This window comes from Roseisolibacter sp. H3M3-2, assembly GCF_029211165.1.
Taxonomy (GTDB): domain Bacteria; phylum Gemmatimonadota; class Gemmatimonadetes; order Gemmatimonadales; family Gemmatimonadaceae; genus Roseisolibacter.
In genome coordinates, this window is the sequence record NZ_JARGEK010000072.1 from 1 (window position 1) to 17,052 (window position 17,052).

15 protein-coding genes are annotated in these 17,052 nt (G+C 76.5%); 6 read left to right on the plus strand and 9 right to left on the minus strand.

The annotated features are described in order from the left end of the window. The 6 genes from PYV61_RS08395 to tgt form a co-directional block, all read right to left on the minus strand. Positions 1–956: serine/threonine-protein kinase (locus tag PYV61_RS08395; RefSeq protein ID WP_275830298.1), on the minus strand; the 956-nt coding region annotated here is incomplete at its 3' end. Further along, entirely contained in the window at positions 953–1,576 is a 624-nt protein-coding gene (locus tag PYV61_RS08400) for an ECF-type sigma factor (RefSeq protein WP_275830301.1), read from the minus strand. The genes PYV61_RS08400 and PYV61_RS08395, both read right to left, overlap by 4 nt. A gap of 25 nt (positions 1,577–1,601) precedes the next feature. Further along, entirely contained in the window at positions 1,602–2,180 is a 579-nt protein-coding gene (locus PYV61_RS08405; protein ID WP_275830303.1) for a PEP-CTERM sorting domain-containing protein, read from the minus strand. Positions 2,181–2,278: 98 nt separating this feature from the next. Further along, on the minus strand, positions 2,279–3,103 hold the full coding sequence (gene gluQRS, locus PYV61_RS08410; RefSeq protein WP_275830305.1) for a tRNA glutamyl-Q(34) synthetase GluQRS: 825 nt from the start codon (positions 3,101–3,103) through the stop codon (positions 2,279–2,281). After that, positions 3,100–3,846 carry a DUF72 domain-containing protein gene (locus tag PYV61_RS08415; protein ID WP_275830307.1) on the minus strand — a complete coding sequence of 249 codons (747 nt, stop codon included), beginning with the start codon at positions 3,844–3,846 and terminating at the stop codon, positions 3,100–3,102. Before PYV61_RS08415 ends, gluQRS begins: the two co-directional genes overlap by 4 nt. Next, positions 3,846–5,015 (minus strand): tRNA guanosine(34) transglycosylase Tgt, encoded by a 1,170-nt coding sequence (gene tgt, locus PYV61_RS08420; protein ID WP_275830309.1) that lies wholly within the window; start codon positions 5,013–5,015, stop codon positions 3,846–3,848. The genes PYV61_RS08415 and tgt overlap by 1 nt, the downstream gene beginning before the upstream one ends. A gap of 82 nt (positions 5,016–5,097) precedes the next feature. Between tgt and PYV61_RS08425 the strand changes: the two genes are divergently transcribed. Then, positions 5,098–5,766: a hypothetical protein gene (locus PYV61_RS08425; RefSeq protein ID WP_275830311.1), complete on the plus strand. Its 669-nt coding sequence runs from the start codon at positions 5,098–5,100 to the stop codon at positions 5,764–5,766. A 74-nt stretch (positions 5,767–5,840) separates the two neighbouring features. Here PYV61_RS08425 and PYV61_RS08430 read toward each other — a convergent pair whose 3' ends face one another. Beyond that, on the minus strand, positions 5,841–9,110 hold the full coding sequence (locus PYV61_RS08430) for a S41 family peptidase (protein WP_275830313.1): 3,270 nt from the start codon (positions 9,108–9,110) through the stop codon (positions 5,841–5,843). A 129-nt stretch (positions 9,111–9,239) separates the two neighbouring features. On the opposite strand from PYV61_RS08430, the gene PYV61_RS08435 reads away from it, so the two are divergent. Both PYV61_RS08435 and PYV61_RS08440 read left to right on the plus strand, forming a co-directional pair. Continuing rightward, on the plus strand, positions 9,240–9,809 hold the full coding sequence (locus tag PYV61_RS08435) for a hypothetical protein (RefSeq protein WP_275830315.1): 570 nt from the start codon (positions 9,240–9,242) through the stop codon (positions 9,807–9,809). Continuing rightward, complete coding sequence (locus PYV61_RS08440) at positions 9,806–11,260, plus strand: RNB domain-containing ribonuclease (protein WP_275830317.1); 1,455 nt, start codon at positions 9,806–9,808, stop codon at positions 11,258–11,260. The genes PYV61_RS08435 and PYV61_RS08440 overlap by 4 nt, the downstream gene beginning before the upstream one ends. 1 nt (position 11,261) lies before the next feature. On the opposite strand, the gene PYV61_RS08445 is transcribed toward PYV61_RS08440, so the two are convergent. Both PYV61_RS08445 and PYV61_RS08450 read right to left on the minus strand, forming a co-directional pair. Beyond that, a complete protein-coding gene (locus PYV61_RS08445; protein WP_275830319.1) occupies positions 11,262–11,918 on the minus strand; it encodes a hypothetical protein in 657 nt (218 codons plus the stop codon). A gap of 75 nt (positions 11,919–11,993) precedes the next feature. After that, positions 11,994–12,776 carry a DUF1080 domain-containing protein gene (locus PYV61_RS08450; protein ID WP_275830321.1) on the minus strand — a complete coding sequence of 261 codons (783 nt, stop codon included), beginning with the start codon at positions 12,774–12,776 and terminating at the stop codon, positions 11,994–11,996. Between the two features lie 103 nt (positions 12,777–12,879). Here PYV61_RS08450 and PYV61_RS08455 point away from each other — a divergent pair, with 103 nt between their 5' ends. From PYV61_RS08455 to PYV61_RS08465, 3 genes are all read left to right on the plus strand, one after another. After that, positions 12,880–14,379 carry a DUF1963 domain-containing protein gene (locus PYV61_RS08455; RefSeq protein ID WP_275830323.1) on the plus strand — a complete coding sequence of 500 codons (1,500 nt, stop codon included), beginning with the start codon at positions 12,880–12,882 and terminating at the stop codon, positions 14,377–14,379. After that, positions 14,361–16,418 carry a hypothetical protein gene (locus PYV61_RS08460; RefSeq protein ID WP_275830325.1) on the plus strand — a complete coding sequence of 686 codons (2,058 nt, stop codon included), beginning with the start codon at positions 14,361–14,363 and terminating at the stop codon, positions 16,416–16,418. The genes PYV61_RS08455 and PYV61_RS08460 overlap by 19 nt, the downstream gene beginning before the upstream one ends. Before the next feature lie 54 nt (positions 16,419–16,472). Next, positions 16,473–17,052: RNA polymerase sigma factor (locus PYV61_RS08465; RefSeq protein ID WP_275830327.1), on the plus strand; the 580-nt coding region annotated here is incomplete at its 3' end.

Consider the following 17,052-nt stretch of genomic DNA (forward strand, 5'->3'; position numbering starts at 1 on the left):
TTCAGCGCGTCGCGGCGCGCGGCGCCGCTGGGGCGCTCGGGCTCGCGCTCGCACACCGCCTCCAGCACGGCGCGCGGCGAGTCGCCGGCGACGCGGTGCGCGGGGCGGCCGACCAGCAGCTCGTACAGCAGCAGCCCGAGCCCGTAGACGTCGCTGGCGGTGGTGAGCGTGTCGCCGCGCACCTGCTCGGGGCTCGCGTACTCGGGCGTCATGAGCCGGTACGCGGTGCGCGTGACCGGCTGCTGCAGCGCGCCGAGCGTCGGGTTCAGCAGCTTGGCGATCCCGAAGTCGAGCAGCTTCACCTGGCCGGCGGCGGTGACCAGCACGTTGCTCGGCTTCAGGTCGCGGTGCAGCACCAGGTTCTGGTGCGCGTGGTGCACGGCCGCGCACACGTCGGCGAACAGGCGCAGGCGCGCGTCCACGCCGAGGCGGTGGCGGTCGCAGTACTCGGTGATCGGCACCCCGTCGACGTACTCGATGACGAGGTACGGCAGGTCGTCCACCACGCCCCCGTCGAGGAGCTGCGCGACGTTGGGGTGCGACAGCGACGCGAGGATCTGCCGCTCGGCGACGAAGCGGCGGTGCAGGTCGTCGGCGTGCGGGCTGGCGCGCAGCACCTTCACGGCGACGCGGCGCCGGTACTGCCCGTCGTCGCGCTCGGCCAGGTGCACGACGCCCATCCCGCCGCGCCCCAGCTCGCGCAGCACGCGGTACGGGCCGATGCGCCGCCCGCGCTCCGGGTCGGGGAGCGCGGCCGCGGCGCGCAGCCCGGCCTCGCCGTCGAGCACCCCGTCCTCCTGGTCGTGCGCGGCCAGCAGCAGCCCGACCTCGCGGCGCAGCTCCGCGTCGTCGCCGCAGCGGTCGGCGAGCCACGCCGCGCGCCGCGCGGGCGGGACGTCGAGCGCCTCCTCGAAGACCTCCTCGATCGCGGCGACCGACGGGCGGGGCGCGGTCACGCCGGCTCCTCCGCGGGCGGCGGCGCCGCCGCGCCGTCCTCCGCCATCCAGCGGTTGAGCCACGCGCGCGCCTTCACCCAGTCGCGGCGCACGGTGCGCGTGGTGACGCCCAGCGCCTCGGCGATCTCCGCGTCGTCCAGCCCGCCGAAGAAGCGGCACTCGACGACCTGCCGCTGCCGCGGGTCGAGGCGCTCGAGCGCGTCGTCGAGCGCCAGCAGCGTGACCGGGTCGAGCTCCGTCGTCCAGGCGCCGCTGTTCAGCGTCGTGCGCACCCACGCCGGGCCGCGCTTGGCGGCGCGCCGCTCGCGCGCGTGGTCGACGAGCACCTGCCGCATGGCGTGCGCGGCGATCGCCAGCAGGTGCGCGCGGTCGGCGGCGCGCGGCGCGCTCCCCGCGAGCTTCAGGTACGCCTCGTGGACGAGCGTCGTCGGGTGGACCGGGGCCTCGCCGCGCTCGCGCCCGAGCTGGCGCCGCGCGAGCCGCCGCAGGTCGTCGTACAGCAGCGGGAGCACGCGGTCGAGCGCCGCGCGGTCGCCGGCCGCCGCCGAGCGGAGGAGGCGCGTCACCTCGCCCCCGTCGGCGCCGGCGGGCGCCCGGGTGGGATCCCCCGGCGACGACATCGACGGACGCGACGCGGGGCCGGGGTCAGGTGGCGTCGACGCGCGCCGACCGGCGCCGTGCGACGCCGCCGACCGCCAGCAGCCCGGTGCCGAGCAGGGCCCAGGTCTGCGGCTCCGGCACGGTCGTGGCGGGGGCGTACTGCGTGGAGAAGCCGACCACGTCGCCCGCCAGCGTCTCGCAGGCGACGCCCACGCCCGTGCAGGCGACCAGGCCGCCCGGCACGACGTCGGCGCCGATCGTGAAGATCGACTGGTTGGTCAGCATGATGCCCACGACCACGGCGTACTGCGCGCCGGCGGCCAGCTGCAGCGACGGCGAGAGCGTGAACCCGCTGAACGACGTCCCCAGCGACTGCGAGAACAGGCTGGCGCCGACCAGCGCACTCCCGTTGAACGCGTAGATCTGCGCGAACATGGGGGCGGACGCGTTCTGGTACTGCAGCCCGCCCGCCCCCACGGTCAGCGTCTGCAGCAGCGTGCTCGGCCCGGCGGGCGCCACGAACGACTGCCCGATGAAGCGGTCCTGCGCGGCGGCCGGCGCGGCCGCGGCGGCGGCGAGGGCGGTCAGGACGGCGGCGCGGGCGGCGACGGTGCGGAGGCGCATGCGGGGCTCGCTGGGGGATGGGGAGGGCGGACGGCCGGAGGGACGATGGCGCGAACGTACGCCGGGGGCGCACCGGGCGCCAGGAAAATCGGCGGGGCTCACGGGCCCGCGCCCGCCAGCGCGAGGACCTCGGCCGGGGTGTGGCCGCGGGCCCGCAGCTCGCGCACCGACAGCGCCTGGTGGCGCTTGGCGAGCCGCTTCCCCGCCGCGTCGCGCACCAGCGGCAGGTGGCACCACGCCGGCGGCGCGGCGCCGAGCGCGCGGTAGACCAGCAGCTGGCGCGCGGTCGAGCGCAGCAGGTCCTCGCCGCGCACGACCTCGGTGATCCCCATCGCGACGTCGTCGGCGACGACGGCCAGCTCGTAGGCGGGGACGTCGTCCTTGCGCCACACCACGAAGTCGCCGAAGTCGACGCCGGCGGTGAACGCCTGCGGCCCGCGGACCGCGTCGTCGAATCGGATCGTCTCGCCGTCGGGGACGCGGAAGCGCCACACGACGCCGGCCGGCGACGCGGCGTCGCGCCCGGCGTCGGCGGGCGGGCGCAGCGCGGGCGGGAAGAGCGGCTCGGCGTCCTCCTCGTCCTCGTGCGGCGCGTGCGCGGCGTCGCGCACCTCCTTCCGCGACACCGTGCTGGGATAGACGGCGCCCGCGTCGCGCAGGCGGCGCCAGACGTCCGCGTACACCGCGCGGCGCGCGGACTGGTACACCGGGCCCTCGTCCCACGTGACGCCGAGCCACGCCAGGTCCTCGATCGCGTGCGCGGTCCACTCGGGGCGGCAGCGCAGCGGGTCGAGGTCCTCGATGCGCAGCACGACGGCGCCGCCCGCGTCGCGGGCGCGGCGCCACGCGGCGACGAAGGTGCGCGCGTGGCCGGCGTGCATGTCGCCGGTGGGCGTGGGGGCGATGCGGCCGCGGTAGCTCACGCGTCGCCCCGCGGCGCCGGCTGCAGCCGCGCGTGCACGCCGAGCGCGTTGGGGAGCGCGGCGCCCGACGCCGTGTTGTCGAACACGCACCAGACGGTCGCGCCCCGGCGCCCGGCGGCGCGCAGCCGCGGCGCCAGCGCGTCGAGGTAGGCGTCGTCGTAGGGCGTGTAGTAGATGCGCGGCGAGCCGTGGAGGCGGTGGTACTCGAGCGACCGCGCGCCGCCGGGGAGCGCCGCCGCCGGCACGCGCGCCGGGTCGGCGGCGACGCGCGCGACGTCGTGGCGGACCAGCTGCGCCTCCGGCGCGTCGGCGAACCAGGTCGGGTGGCGCGGCTCCAGCGCGACCGGGCCCGCGTGGCGCGCGCGCAGCAGCGCCAGGAAGTCGTCGGCCACCGCGGCGTCCCACCTGAGGCTCGGCGGCAGCTGCACCAGCAGGCAGCCGAGCTTGGGCCCGAGCGCCGCGACCTCGCCGAGGAAGGCGTCGAGCGGCTCCGCGCAGTCGCGCAGCCGGCGCTCGTGCGTGACCGTGCGCGGCAGCTTGACCGAGAAGCGGAAGCGCGCCGGCACGCCGGCCGCCCACTTCGCGTAGAGGGCCGGGCGGATCGGGCGGTAGAAGCTGGCGTTGATCTCGGCGCCGCGCAGCACGCGCGCGTAGCGCTCCAGGTGCGTCCCCGCGCCGGGGAACCGGTGCTGCTCGGCGCGCGGCAGCGACCACCCCGCGGTGGCGACGATCGGCGCCGGCATCAGGCGGCGGGGTCGGCGGCGCCCCAGGCGTCGGCGCGCCAGCGCGCGAGCCACGCCGCGCTCCACCCCGCGAAGCGGCCGTCCGCCAGCGCCCCGCGCGCGTCGCGCATGATGCCGTGCAGGAAGGCGAGGTTGTGCAGCGCCAGCAGCCGCTGCCCGAGCGCCTCGCCGGCCGCGAACAGGTGCCGCATGTACGCGCGGTCGTAGCGCGTGCAGCACGGACACGGACACCCCTCCACCAGCGGGCGGCGGTCGGCGCGGAACGAGCTGCGGCGGATCTGCACCTTCCCGTCGGGCGTGAACGCGGTGCCGTCGCGCCCCATGCGCGTCGGCGCCACGCAGTCGAACAGGTCGACGCCGCGCCGCACCCCCTCGACCAGGTCGTCGGGGAAGCCGACGCCCATGAGGTAGCGCGGGCGGTCGCGCGGCAGCTCGGCGTCGCACGCCTCCAGCGTCGCGTGCATGTCGGGCTTGGGCTCGCCCACCGACAGCCCGCCCACCGCGACGCCCACCCAGTCGCCGGCGCCGAGGATGGCGCGCGCCGAGGCGCGGCGCAGCGCGGCGTGCGTGCCGCCCTGCACGATCGGGAAGAGCGCCTGCGCGGGCGTGGGCGCGTCCGGGTCCTCGACGCGCAGCCGCTCGAACTCGACGCGGCACCGCTCGAGCCAGCGCAGCGAGCGCTCCATCGCGGCGCGCGCGGTGGGCGCGTCGGCGCCGCCGGCGATCAGCTCGTCGAGCTGCATGATGACGTCGGCGCCGAGGTTGCGCTCGATGCGCATGACGCCCTCGGGGGTGTAGCGATGCAGCGCGCCGTCGAGGTGGCTGCGGAAGGTCACGCCGTCCTCGTCGACCGTGCGCAGCTTGGCGAGCGAGAAGACCTGGAAGCCGCCCGAGTCGGTGAGCATCGGGCCGTCCCAGCGCGTGAAGGCGTGCAGCCCGCCGAGGGCGCGCACGTGCGCGTCGCCGGGGCGGAGGTAGAGGTGGTAGGCGTTGGCCAGCACCATGCGGCCGCCGACGGCGTGCACCTCCTCCATGGTCAGCCCGCGGACCGCGCCGTGCGTCCCCACCGGCATGAACGCGGGCGTCTCGACGGTGCCGTGCGGGGTGGTGAACCAGCCGAGGCGGGCCGAGCCGTCGGGGTGGCTGCTGCGGAAGGCGAACTGAGGCACGGGGCGGAATTCGGGAGCAGAGCTTGCGAATGCGGGCGGGGCTGGAGGGGAAGTCCACACACGACCCACACCGGAGACGACGATGGCCGACCACCCGCACGATCACACCAAGAGCAACCTCAACCCCACGAAGGACGACGGCAACGTCGTCGGCAACCTGATCGGCGAGGGCGTGGGCGGCGCCTCGGGGATCGCGGCCGGCGCCGCGATCGGCGCGCTCGGCGGCCCGGTCGGGATGGTCGTCGGCGCGCTGGCCGGCGCGGTCGGCGGCTGGTGGTCGGGGCGCGCCGTCTCGGAGGCCGCGCACGGCTTCACGAGCGACGACGACACGCACTACCGCACGCACTACGGCACCGCCGGGACGACCACGCCGGCCGACATGCGCACGACGCGCAGCTACGACGACGTCCGCCCGGCCTACCAGCTCGGGCACCTCGCGGGGCGCAACCCGGACTACGCCAACCGCAGCTTCGACGACGTCGAGAGCGACCTGCGCCGCGGCTGGACGTCGGACGTGAGCGCCAAGCACGGCGACTGGGACACGGTGCGCCCGTACGCCCGCACCGCCTACGACCGCGGCCGCATGGGCGGCGCGGGCGCCACCGCGCGCGGCGCGATGGGGACGGCGGCCGCGGCGGCCGGCGGGCTGGCCGACCGGGTGGGCGACAAGGTCGACGACCTCAAGGACCGCGTCGACGGCAACCCCGCGTCGCAGCCGGGGCGGGACATGACGGACCGGCCGGGGCGGTAACTGCTCCTGCGACCTACGACCTGCGACCTGCGAGAGCACCCGGTCGCAGGTCGTAGGTCGCAGGTCGTAGGTCGTCAGGGCACGACCGCCGTGGGCTTCGGCTGGGTGAGCTGCCGGAGGGCCGCGATCGCCGCCTCGAGCTGCTGGTCCTTCCCGGTCGCGACGGCGCGCACGTCGTTGCGCACCTTCACGTCGGGCTCGGTCTGCAGGTTCTCGAGGTACTGGCCCGTCGTCGCGTCCTTCACGCCGAGGCCGGGGACGCCCCAGCGGATCCCGTCGGGGAGCGACTCCCAGCCGGCGAAGGTGCAGGTGCCGGGGACCGGCATGCCGACGAGGGGGCCGAGCTTCTGCTGCTTGTAGGCGTAGGCGAAGCAGTGGCCGTCGCTGTAGTTCGCCTCGTTCGCCAGCGCGACCGTCGGGCGCGTCCAGCGGAAGTTCGGCTCGTAGCCGGCGCTGCGCGTGTCGGTGGTGTAGTCGAAGAACCGCTGGCCGCTGAGGAACATCGCCAGGTCGGCCACCAGGTCGCCGCCGCCGTTGTTGCGCGTGTCGACCACGACGCCCTGCCGCGTGGCGTACTTCCCCATCACCTCCTCGAACGTCGTGCGGTACGCGCCGTCGTTCATGCCGGGGATGTGGACGTAGCCGAGCGTGCCGCCGCTCGCCTTGTCCACCTCGTCGGCGTTGCGCCGCACCCAGCGGGCGTAGAGCAGCCGCCCCTCCTCGCCGGGCGACACGGGCTTCACGACGACCTCGGACGTCTGCGCGCCGTCGGCGAGCGTCAGCAGGACGTTCTTCCCCGCCTTCCGGTTGAGCAGCTCGGCGATGTCGCGGTTGGGCGCGACCTCGACGCCGTCGACCGCGCGCACGATCATGCCGGCGCGCACCTTCGCGTCCGAGCGGTCGAGCGGGCCGGCGCGCAGCACCTCGACGATCTTCGCGCCCACGCCCTCGTACGTCGGGTCGAACAGCACGCCCAGCGAGGCGGTGGCGTCGTCGGTCGGGGTCGAGAAGGCGTAGCTGGCGCCGCTGTGGCTGACGTTCAGCTCCCCCAGCAGCTCGGCCAGCAGCTCGACGAACGCGGCGTTGGTGCCGACGTGCGGGAGGTACTTGGCGTAGACCGCGCGCTGCGCGTTCCAGTCCACGCCGTGGAAGTTGCGCGTGTAGAACGTGTCGCGCGTCCGCCGCCAGACGTGGTCGAACATCGCCGCCCGCTCGGCGTCCACGTCGAGCGACTCCTCGCCGCTGATCGCCACCACGTCGCGCCGGGGGGTCGCCGCCGCCGGGTCGACGCGCGAGACGGTGCTGTCGGCCAGCAGGAACAGGTACTTCTGCTCCTTGTCCCAGGCGAGGTTCCCCGAGTTCGCATTGAGCGGGAGGAGCATCTTGGTCTCCCGCGTGCGCAGGTTGGTCGACCAGAGGTTCAGCCCGCGCTCGAAGCGCGCCAGGTAGTACAGCGTCTCGCCGTCCTTGCTCACCAGCGCGTCGCCCATCGCCGCCGAGGCGACGGTGAGGCGGGCGCGGCGGGCGTCGACGTCGGCCAGGTCGAGCTGGAGCGGGCGCGCCGGCGTGCGCGTGTTCGCCGCCGCCGCGCTGTCCTTCTTCGTCGAGTCGGCGCGGAGCTTCGCCGCGCGCTCGTCGGCCTCCTTGATGAGCGCGAACTCGTCCTTCGACGCGCGGAAGCGCTCCCACGCCTCGCGGTCGAAGAACATCGCGTAGGCGTCCGACTGCGAGCTCCCGCTCTGCGCCACCGACTTGAGGCCGTCGCGGTTGCTGAACCACATCATCGCCTTCCCGCCGAGGATCCAGCGCGGGCGGGCGTCGTGGAAGCCGCTCTGCGTCAGGTTGACGACCGACCCGCTGCCGTCCGCGCGCACCAGCCCGACCTCGCCCGGCGCGATCCCGGGGACGTCGAGGTCGAAGGCGATCCAGCGGCCGTCGGGGCTCCACTGGAACCAGTGGTCGTTGCCGAACAGCTCCTTCTCGCCGAGCAGCGCGCGCGCCTGCTTCGACGCCAGGTCGAGCACCTTGAGCGTGTTGCGGTCCTCGAGGTAGGCGAGCGTCTTCCCGTCCGGGGAGAAGCTGGGGTGCGTGTTCTGCCGGTCGTTGGAGACCAGCGGCGCCTCGCGGATCACCGTCGACGCGTAGAAGTACGGCTCCGCCTCGCGCGCGCGCCGCGCCTCGTAGATCGCCCACTTGCCGCCGCGCTCCGACGCGTACACGAGCGCCTTCCCGTCGGGAGAGAACTCGAGCCCCGTCTCGGCCTCGGGGGTGTGCGTCACGCGCTTGGTGCCGCCCCCCTCGACCGCGTTCACGAACACGTCGCCGCGGTAGAGGAACGCGACCTCCTTGCCGTTCGGCGACACGACCAGCCCCTGCGCCCCCTGCGACACCGAGAGGATGCGCTGGCGGTTGGACTTGTCGTCGGCGGTGACGGTGATGGGCACGCGCGCGGGCTGGCCGCCGGGCGCCATCGTGTACACCTGCCCGTCCCACCCGAAGGCGAGGGTGCCGTCGTCGGCCATCGACAGGAAGCGCACCGGCACGCCGGCGAAGCGCGTGAGCTGGCGCGCCGCGCCGCCGGCGAGCTCCTGCTGGAACACGTTGAACGTGCCGCCGGCCTCGCTCAGGTAGTAGAACGACTTCCCGTCGCGCGCGAAGACCGGGTTCCGGTCCTCGCCGGCGAACGTCGTCACCTGCCGGTGCTCGCCGCTCCCCGTGTCCATGACCCACAGGTCGCGTGCGACCGCCGACGTGTGGTGCTTGCGCCAGGCGTTCTCGCCCCCCTTCCGGTCCTCGTAGATGACCAGGCGGCCGTCGGCGCTCGGGCGCGCGTTCTCGGCGGGGGTGGTGAGCAGCTGGATCGGGCGCCCGCCGGCCGCCGGCACCGCGTACAGCTCGGGGAGCGCCGCGGTCGGGTAGAGGCGGTTGGCCGCCGCGTCCTGCCGCGCCGCGGTGAACAGCACGCGCGCCCCGTCGGTGGTGAACGCCGACGGCATCTCGGGCGCCGAGTGGAAGGTCAGCCGCGTGGGCTCCCCCCCGCCGACGCCGACGACGTAGACGTCGTAGTTGCCGTTGCGGTCGGACGCGAAGGCGATGCGGCGCCCGTCGGGGCTCCACACCGGCGACACGTCGTTGGCCGCGTGCGACGTGAGCGGCACCGCGGCGCCTCCGGCGCGGGGGACGGTGTACAGGTCCCCCTTGTAGGTGAAGACGAGGGTGCGCCCGTCGGGGGAGATGGCGGGGTAGCGCATCCAGCTCGCCCCCTCGGGCGAGGTGGACGGCGTCTGGGCGCGGGCGACGGTCGCCGACGCGAGAAGCGCGGCGGTGACGGCGAGTGACTTCATCGGACGGAAGGGTTGGGACGGGGACGGCCCGGGAGGGGGCCCCTGAGTGTAACCCGCGGCGCGAGAGGGGGGGGCGAGGAGAAGGTCATGTACTTGCACGAGGATGCGCGCGCGCCCCCATTTCGCGGCATGCCCCGACCCATGCTGATGGCCCTCCTGCTCGCGGCGTGCGCGGAACCACCGCGCGCCGAAGCGCCGCCGCCGACCTCCGCTCCGGCCCAGCCGCCGCGCGCGCGCGTCGCCGTCGACGCCGAGGGGGTGCGCCTGATCGACACCGCCGGCGCCGCCCGCCCGCTGGCCTTCGGCGCGCCGGCGGCGCAGGCGGTCGACGACGTGACGGCCGCCGTCGGGGCGCCGCTGCGGCGCGAGGAGAACCAGGACTGCGGCGCCGGGCGCCTCGACGTCGTCACCTTCGCCGGCGGGCTGCAGCTGCTGGTGCAGGGCGGGAAGTTCGTCGGCTGGAGCACGGCCGCGCCGCTCGAGGTCGCGCCGGCCCCCGGGACGATGCCGCGCACGATGGCCGGCATCGGCGTCGGCTCCACGCGCGCCGCGCTCGAGTCGGTCTACGCCGCGACGGTCGACAGCACCACGCTCGGCGTCGAGTTCGAGGCGGGCGGGCTGCAGGGGGTGTTCGACTCCCCGGCCGCCGACGCGCCGATCGTCGCGATGTGGGCGGGCGCCGCCTGCGTGGCGCGGTGACGGCGCCCGGCCAGGCGGCGGATGCGACGCTCGACGCGGCCTTCGCGCGGCTGCGCGACGAGCTGGCGATCCGCGACGCGTTCCCGCCCGACGTGCTGGAGGAGGCGGAGCGCACCGCGGCGCGCGTCCCCGCGGCCGGCGCCGGCCGCGCGGACGCGACCGACGTCCCGTTCGTGACAGTCGACCCGCCGGGGAGCCGCGACCTCGACCAGGCGGTGCACGCGGAGCGCGACGGCGACGGGTGGCGCCTGCGCTACGCGATCGCCGACGTCGGCTTCTGGGTCGACCGCGGCGGCGCGGTCGAGCGCGAGGCGTGGCTGCGCGGCGTCACCTTCTACGCCCCCGACCGGCGCGAGACGCTGTACCCGCCGGCGCTCTCGGAGGGCGCGGCCAGCCTCCTCCCCGACGCCCCGCGCCCGGCGGTGCTGTTCGACGTGCGCCTCGACGCGCGCGCCGAGCCGACGGCGTGGTCGGTGGGGCGCGCGCTGGTGCGGAGCCGCGCGCAGCTCACCTACGCCGAGCTGCAGGCCGGCGACCCGCGCATCCCGACGCTCGGCGCGCTGGCGGAGATCGGGCCGCTGCGGCTGGCGCGCGAGGCCGAGCGCGGCGGCGTGTCGCTCCCGGCGCGCGAGCAGCAGGTGCAGCGCCGCGCCGCGGCGGCGCTGGGCTACGCGCTCGAGTTCGAGGCCCCCACCGACGCCGAGGAGTGGAACGCGCAGGTGTCGCTGCTCACCGGCCACCTGGCGGCGCTGCGGATGCTCGACGCGAGGGTCGGGGTGCTGCGCACGATGCCGCGCTTCGACCCGCGCGACGTCGCCAAGCTGCGGCGCGTCGCGCTGACGCTCGGCTTCGACTGGCCGGAGGGCACGGACTACCCCGACTTCCTGCGCCGCGTGCCGCGCGACCACCCGCGGCTCGACGTGCTGGTGCGGCAGGCGCAGCGCACGATGCGCGGCGCCGACTACGTGGCGTTCGACGGCGCGCCGCCCGAGCAGCCGCTGCACGGGGCGCTCGCCTTCGCCTACGCGCACGTCACCGCGCCGCTGCGCCGGCTGGCCGACCGCTACGTGCTCGACCTGCTGCTCACGCTCGCCGAGGGCGCGCGCCCGTCGCCCGCCGAGGTGGCGACGCTGCGCTCGCTGGCGCCGGTGATGCACGCCGCCGGGCGCGCCGAGGGGACGCTGGCGCGCCGCGCGGTGGACGTGGCGGAGGCGTGGACGCTGCGCGGGCGCGCGGGGGACACGCTGGCCGCGGTGGTCGTGGACGTGCGGCGCGCCGAGGCCGAGGTGCAGGTGGAGGACCCGCCGGTGCGCGCCGAGGTGTCGCTCGTCCCGCGCGCCGAGCCGCCGCCACTCGGCGCGCGCGTCCCGCTGCGCGTCGAGCGCGGCGACGTGGCGGCGGGGCGGGTGCGGCTCGCGTTCGCCGGCCCGCCCGCCGCCGGTCCGCCGTGAGTCAGCCCGCGGAGAGCCGGCGGGCGTAGTCGGCCAGCGCGTCGAACTGCCGGCCGCGCGCGCTGGCCCACGCCGGGAGGCGGAGCGCGCCGCCGACCAGCAGGATCGCGCCGAACAGCGCCAGCGGGAGCGCGCGCACCGTCTGCCCGCCGGAGGCGGCGAGCGAGATCAGCACGACCAGCGACATCACCAGCAGCAGCGCGCCCATCGCGAACAGCGGCCGCGCGTCGCCCTTGCGGGTGCGGAGCGCGAGCACCGCGCCGTCGCCCGCCGGCTCGTGCGTGACGCGCAGGTTGCCGACGCGCCACTCGCGGCGCGGGCCGCTGACGCGCACCCGCCCCTCGACCGCGAACGTCTCGCGCAGTCGCGCCACCAGCGCCTCCCAGTCCTCCTCGGTCATCGAGCGCTCGAGGGGGACGGCGCGCGACACCGCGACGGGGAGCCCGAGCAGGCGCGACTCGCCGGGGACGTGCGCGCGCTCCAGCGTCAGCGCCGCCGCGGCCACGGAGGCGGCGGGGAGCCCGGCCTCGGCGCCCATCTGCTGCACCTCCGCCAGCGACCACCCGCGCTCGGCGGGGAGCGCGGCCGTCCGCTCCTGCTCGGCGGCGGCGGTCAGGATGTGGCGGACCTCTTCGTCGGTGTAGCGGCGGTCGGGCATCGGGACTCCGGTACGGGTGCCGTCCCTACGATAAAGCGAGGGGGCGGGGTTTCGGCGAACGGGGGCGGCGCGCCCTCAGGGGAGCTCGCGCACCCAGATGTTGCGGAACGACAGCGGCGGGCTCGGGTCGCCGTGCGCCTGCAGCAGGATCGGCGACGCCCCGTGCGCGACGTACCTCGGCGTGCCGGTGTAGAGCGTCTCCCCCGTCAGCGCGTAGCGGTCCTGCACCAGGACGCCGTTGTGCAGCGCGGTCACGACCGCCGGCGTCTTCACGGCGCCGTCGGGGCCGAAGGTGGGCGCGGTCCAGATCACGTCGTACGTCTGCCACTCGCCGGGGGCGCGCGACGCGTTCACCAGCGGCGGGTTCTGCTTGTAGATGCTTCCCGCCTGCCCGTTCACGTAGGTCGTGTTCCGGTACGAGTCGAGGATCTGCAGCTCGTAGCCGCCGCCGGGACCGCCCGTCACGGCGAGGAACAGCCCGCTGTTGCCGCGCGACTGTCCGGTCTCCTTCATCCCCGGCGGGACGCGGTACTCGAGGTGGAGCTGGTAGTTGGTAAAGCGCCGCCGCGTCTTCACGTCGCCGGCCGGCTTGTGCACCACCATCGTGCCGTCCACGACCTTCCAGCCGGCGGGGCCTCCCTCGGCGTTCGTCCACTCGGCGAGCGAGCGGCCGTCGAACAGCGCGATCGCGTCGGCGGGGCGGGGGAGGGGGGCCTTCGGGCCCGGGCCGGCATCGACGACGCGGGGGACCGGCTGCCAGACCTCGGTGTCCTCGGGGCGCGGCGCGGCGGGCTGCTGCGCGGACGCCGGGGCGGCCAGGAGCGCGAGCAGCACGACGGGGCGGAGCAGACGGGCCATCGGGCGCGGTGGTGGCGGGGAGGGGGACGCTGCCCCGAACGATAACCCGGCGCGGCGCGCCGGCGACTTGCCGGGCTCGCCGTCCACGCCGTATTGCTCCTCCATGACCTCCTGGCTCGATTCGCTGCTCGGCGCCCTGACGGGGCGCGACACCCCGCCCGCGCCGGCGCGCGCCCCCTCCCGCCCCCAGGCCCCCCACACGGTCGAGGAGACGGTGTCGGCCGTGCTGCGCCGGCAGATGCCGGTGCGCTTCGGCGAGCCGCCGCGCTCGTGGCTCGGCGGGCTGCCGCGGATGCCCGAGCACGTGGAGTGGCCGCGCGACGCGACGCCGCTGCACTTCGTCGCGCAGGTGGCGTGCGCCGACCTGCCCCCCGCGCTGTGGGGCGGGCTGGGGCCGCGCGAGGGGTGGCTGCTGCTCTTCCTCGACGCGCAGGCCGAGGACCTGTCGGAGCGCGCGCAGTCGGTGCGCGTGCTGCACGTCCCCACGCTCGGCCCCGAGCGGCACCCGCCCGACGACTCGCCGTCCATGCGCGACGAGGGATACGAGGGGTACGACTACCGCTTCCTGCGGAGCGGCGACGAGATCCCGCCGACGTGGCGCGGCTGGCCCGTGGACGTGGTCGCGCTCCCCGACGCGCCCGACGCGCGGCCCGAGAACCTGGCGGCGACGCTCTACCCGGGCGCGCCGGTGGCCGAGCGGATGCACCCGCAGGACTCGGAGGAACGGCCGTACACCTGGCGCGGCGCGCTGTACGTGGTGGATTCGGCGATCCGCGCGCTCGGCGGACGCGCGCCGGCGGCGCCTCCCGAGCGCGACGTGACCCGGGTCGAGGCGCCGGGGTGGGCCGCCGGGACGATCGCCGCGCTCGACGCCGCCTCGGCCGAGGTTCGGGCGAAGCTGGAGGCGACGCCGCTCGCGCGGGCCGTGGAGCACTACCGCGGGCGCCTCGCGGAGCTGGCCGACGCGCGCGCGCTGCTGCTCGACGGCGACGCGCCGATCGCGGGGACGGCGCTGCTGGCGCGGCTGCAGGCGTCGCGTGACGCGTTCGCGGAGTGGCGCGCGTCGGCGCGCGGGCGGCTCGACGCGCTGCGCACGCGCATCCTCGCGCACGACCTCGACTCGGCGATGTCGGAGGAGGAGTTCCGTCCGATCCACGACGCGCTGGCGGCGGACGCCGGCGAGTACTGGGCGCTCGGCCACGTGAGCGAGACGAACGGCTCGGCGCCCGTGCGCGGGCGCGTGACGCTGCAGAAGCTGGCGGCGCGCGGCTACGCCGCCGCGCGGTGGGAGGTGGCGGCCGACCTGTACGTCGCCTCGCCCGAGCAGCGTGCCCTGATCCCGCCCGACCTGCTCGCGCGCGCCGAGTCGCACTGGCGCGCGCTGAAGGACGAGCGCCCGCACCGCATGGGCGGCACCCACGACGGCGTGCAGTCGGACCCGGCGCCGTCGCCGCGGTCGCGCGTGCTGCTCTTCCAGATGGCGAGCGACTACGCGGTGCAGTGGTGCTGGGGCGACGTCGGCGCGATCTACGTCTGGATCGACGTCGCGCGGCTGGCGGCGCACGACTTCTCGACGGTCGAGGCGTGGCTGGAGTGCCACTGACGGCCCCCGCGATCGAGCGGTTCGGCGAGTACGTGCGCGTCTCGGGGCTCCCCGACGGGGACTGGTGGGTGCTGACCGGCGAACGCGGCGACGCGGGCCAGGGGATCGCCGGGGCGGAGCACGCGTGGGTGGGCTCGCGCGAGGGGCGCATCCACCTGCTGCACCTGCCGACGCGGCGGGTCGACGTCGTGACGCTGGAGGGGATGGCGTCGTGGGGGTGGCGCCCGGAGGCCGTCGCGCCGAGCCGCGACGGGCGGCGGCTGTACGTCGTCGAGGCGCAGGGGCGGGTCCGGCGCGACGCGGACCGGCTGCACGTCGTCGACCTGCGCGCCGCGTCCGTCACCACGCACGCCGGGCTGCCGTCGCTGCGCTGGGTCGCGCCCGTGGAGCGGCCGGACGGCGCGCTGCTGATCCCGACGCTGCACGGCGGGCTGCTGCTGATCGACGCGGCGACGGGGGCGCACGAGCTGTCGGAGGCCGCGCCGGGAGCCGCCTCGACGCCCTTCCTGACCGGGAGCCCGGACGGGCGCTGGTGGGTGCGCGTGGACCCGGCCTCGCCGACGGTCCACGACGAGGCGCCCGGGCTGCTCGCGCGGCTGCTCGACACGCGGAAGCAGGCGGTGCGGCGCTACGGCGTCGCGGTGCAGCTGTGGGAGGCGCTGCCGCTGCGCCTCGCGCGGCGCGCGGTGGTCGCGTGGCTCCCCGCCGAGGACCTGCCCAACGAGACCGACCTGCTGCGGATGACGCAGCGGCCCCCGGCGTTCCCGACGCGGGCCGCGCTGTGGGACACGATCGCGGCGACGCTCGGCGGGCGCGACGCGATCACCGCGCCGCCGCGCGCGGCCTGGCCGCCGGCGGTGGCCGGCGACGACGGCGCGTGGCGCGTGGTCGAGCAGAACCTGGACCGGCTGCAGCGCGGCGGCTGGGTGCGCGTGGTCGGGTGGCAGCCCGACGGCGCCGCGCTCTGGCTGTCGATCAACAACTTCCTCGTGTGCGTGGGGACCGACGGCACGACCTCGCCGCTGCTCCACCTGGAGCGGCACGAGGCGGCGGGCGGCGGCGCGGCGGCGCGCACGGCGCGCGGCTGGGAGCGGATCGCGCCGCTGGAGGGGCGCCGCGCGCGCGTGACGTACGCGAAGGGCGAGGCGACCCTCGACGGCACGCCGGCGGCGCGCGCGCTCGACGCCGTCGCGGTCGCCGCGGCGCGCGACGGCTGGCGCCCGCGCGCGCCCGACGATCCCGAGGCGACCGCACGAAAGGCGGCGTGGCGCACCGTCGAGGCGATGCAGGAGCAGCGTCGCCGCGTGGTCGTGCCGCTGGCCGCGTGGACGGCCGGGGCGTGCGCCGCCGCGATCGACGCGGTGGCGGCGGAGGTGCGCGCCGGGCTGGCGACGCGCGCCGTCGACGGGGAGGTGCACGTGGTGTTCGCCGCGCCCGACGGCGAGGCCGATGAGGCGCGCTTCTTCGGCGAGGTCGCGGCGCGCTTCCCGGAGGCGGCGCCCGCGCTGCGGCGGCTGGTGGAGGCGATGGCCGACGCCGGCGGCGCGCTCACCGACGTCTTCTCGGACGGCGACGCGGGGGCCGGGGCGCTGGCGCACGCGGTGCGCGCGCTCGGGGTGCTCGACGGCTCGGCGCTGCGCGTGGTGCGGCGCTACGGCGAGCACGTGGACGCGGAGCACGAGCTGTTCTTCACCGGCGAGACGCTGCCGGCCGTCGTGGCCGCGCACGGGTGGACCGACGCGGTGGTGGACCTCGTGCTGTGGGCGCTCGCCTGGAACTTCTACAACTCGCTGCAGGACTACGGGACGGTCTGGCGCGCGTGGGGGCTGCGCGACGCGCTGGTGGCCCGCGACCCGGTGGCGACGGCGCGGCACGTCGCGGCCGACCTCGCGGGGCTGCGCGGGCGCGACGCGCCGGGGCGCTACGGCGTCCCGGGGCTGGAGAAGCTGGCGCGCCAGATCCCGCAGCCGCACGAGCCGTGGGCCGCCGCCTTCTTCGGCGAGCTGGAGCGGCTCGCCGGCGACCCGGGGCGGGAATAACTTCGGGGGTCGCGCCGTCCGCCCGGGGACCGCCCTCCTCCCCACGCCGCCATCGTGACCCCCGCCCGGCCCGAGCTGCACGCCCGCTTCGAGACGCTCGTCCTCCCGCATTTGGGGGAGCTGCTGGCGTTCGCGCGGCGCCGCACGCACGCCCCCGAGGACGCCGAGGACCTCGTGCAGGAGGCGTGCGTCCGCGCGTGGCAGGGGATCGGCGAGCTGCGCGAGGCGTCGAGCGCCCGCCCGTGGCTCTACCGGATCCTGCGGAGCGTCCTGGGCGACGCGCACGAGAAGGCCGGGCGCCGCCAGCGCCTCGTCTCGTTCACGCGGCTGGAGGCGGCGCACGAGTCGCTGCTCGGCGGCGACGCCGACGCGCTGTTCGAGGAGGTGCTGCGCAGGCTCGACGCGGAGGCGATCCACGCGGCGCTGCGCGAGGTCCCCGAGGACTTCGCGACGCCGGTCGAGCTGCACGACCTGGTCGGCTTCAAGTACCACGAGATCGCCGACATCCTCGGCATCCCACTCGGGACCGTGATGAGCCGCATCTCGCGCGGCCGGCGCCTGCTGGCCGGCGCGCTGGTGGCGCGGCTGCGGCGGCGGCCGGCGGCGGCGCGAGACGCGCACGACGCGCGCGAGC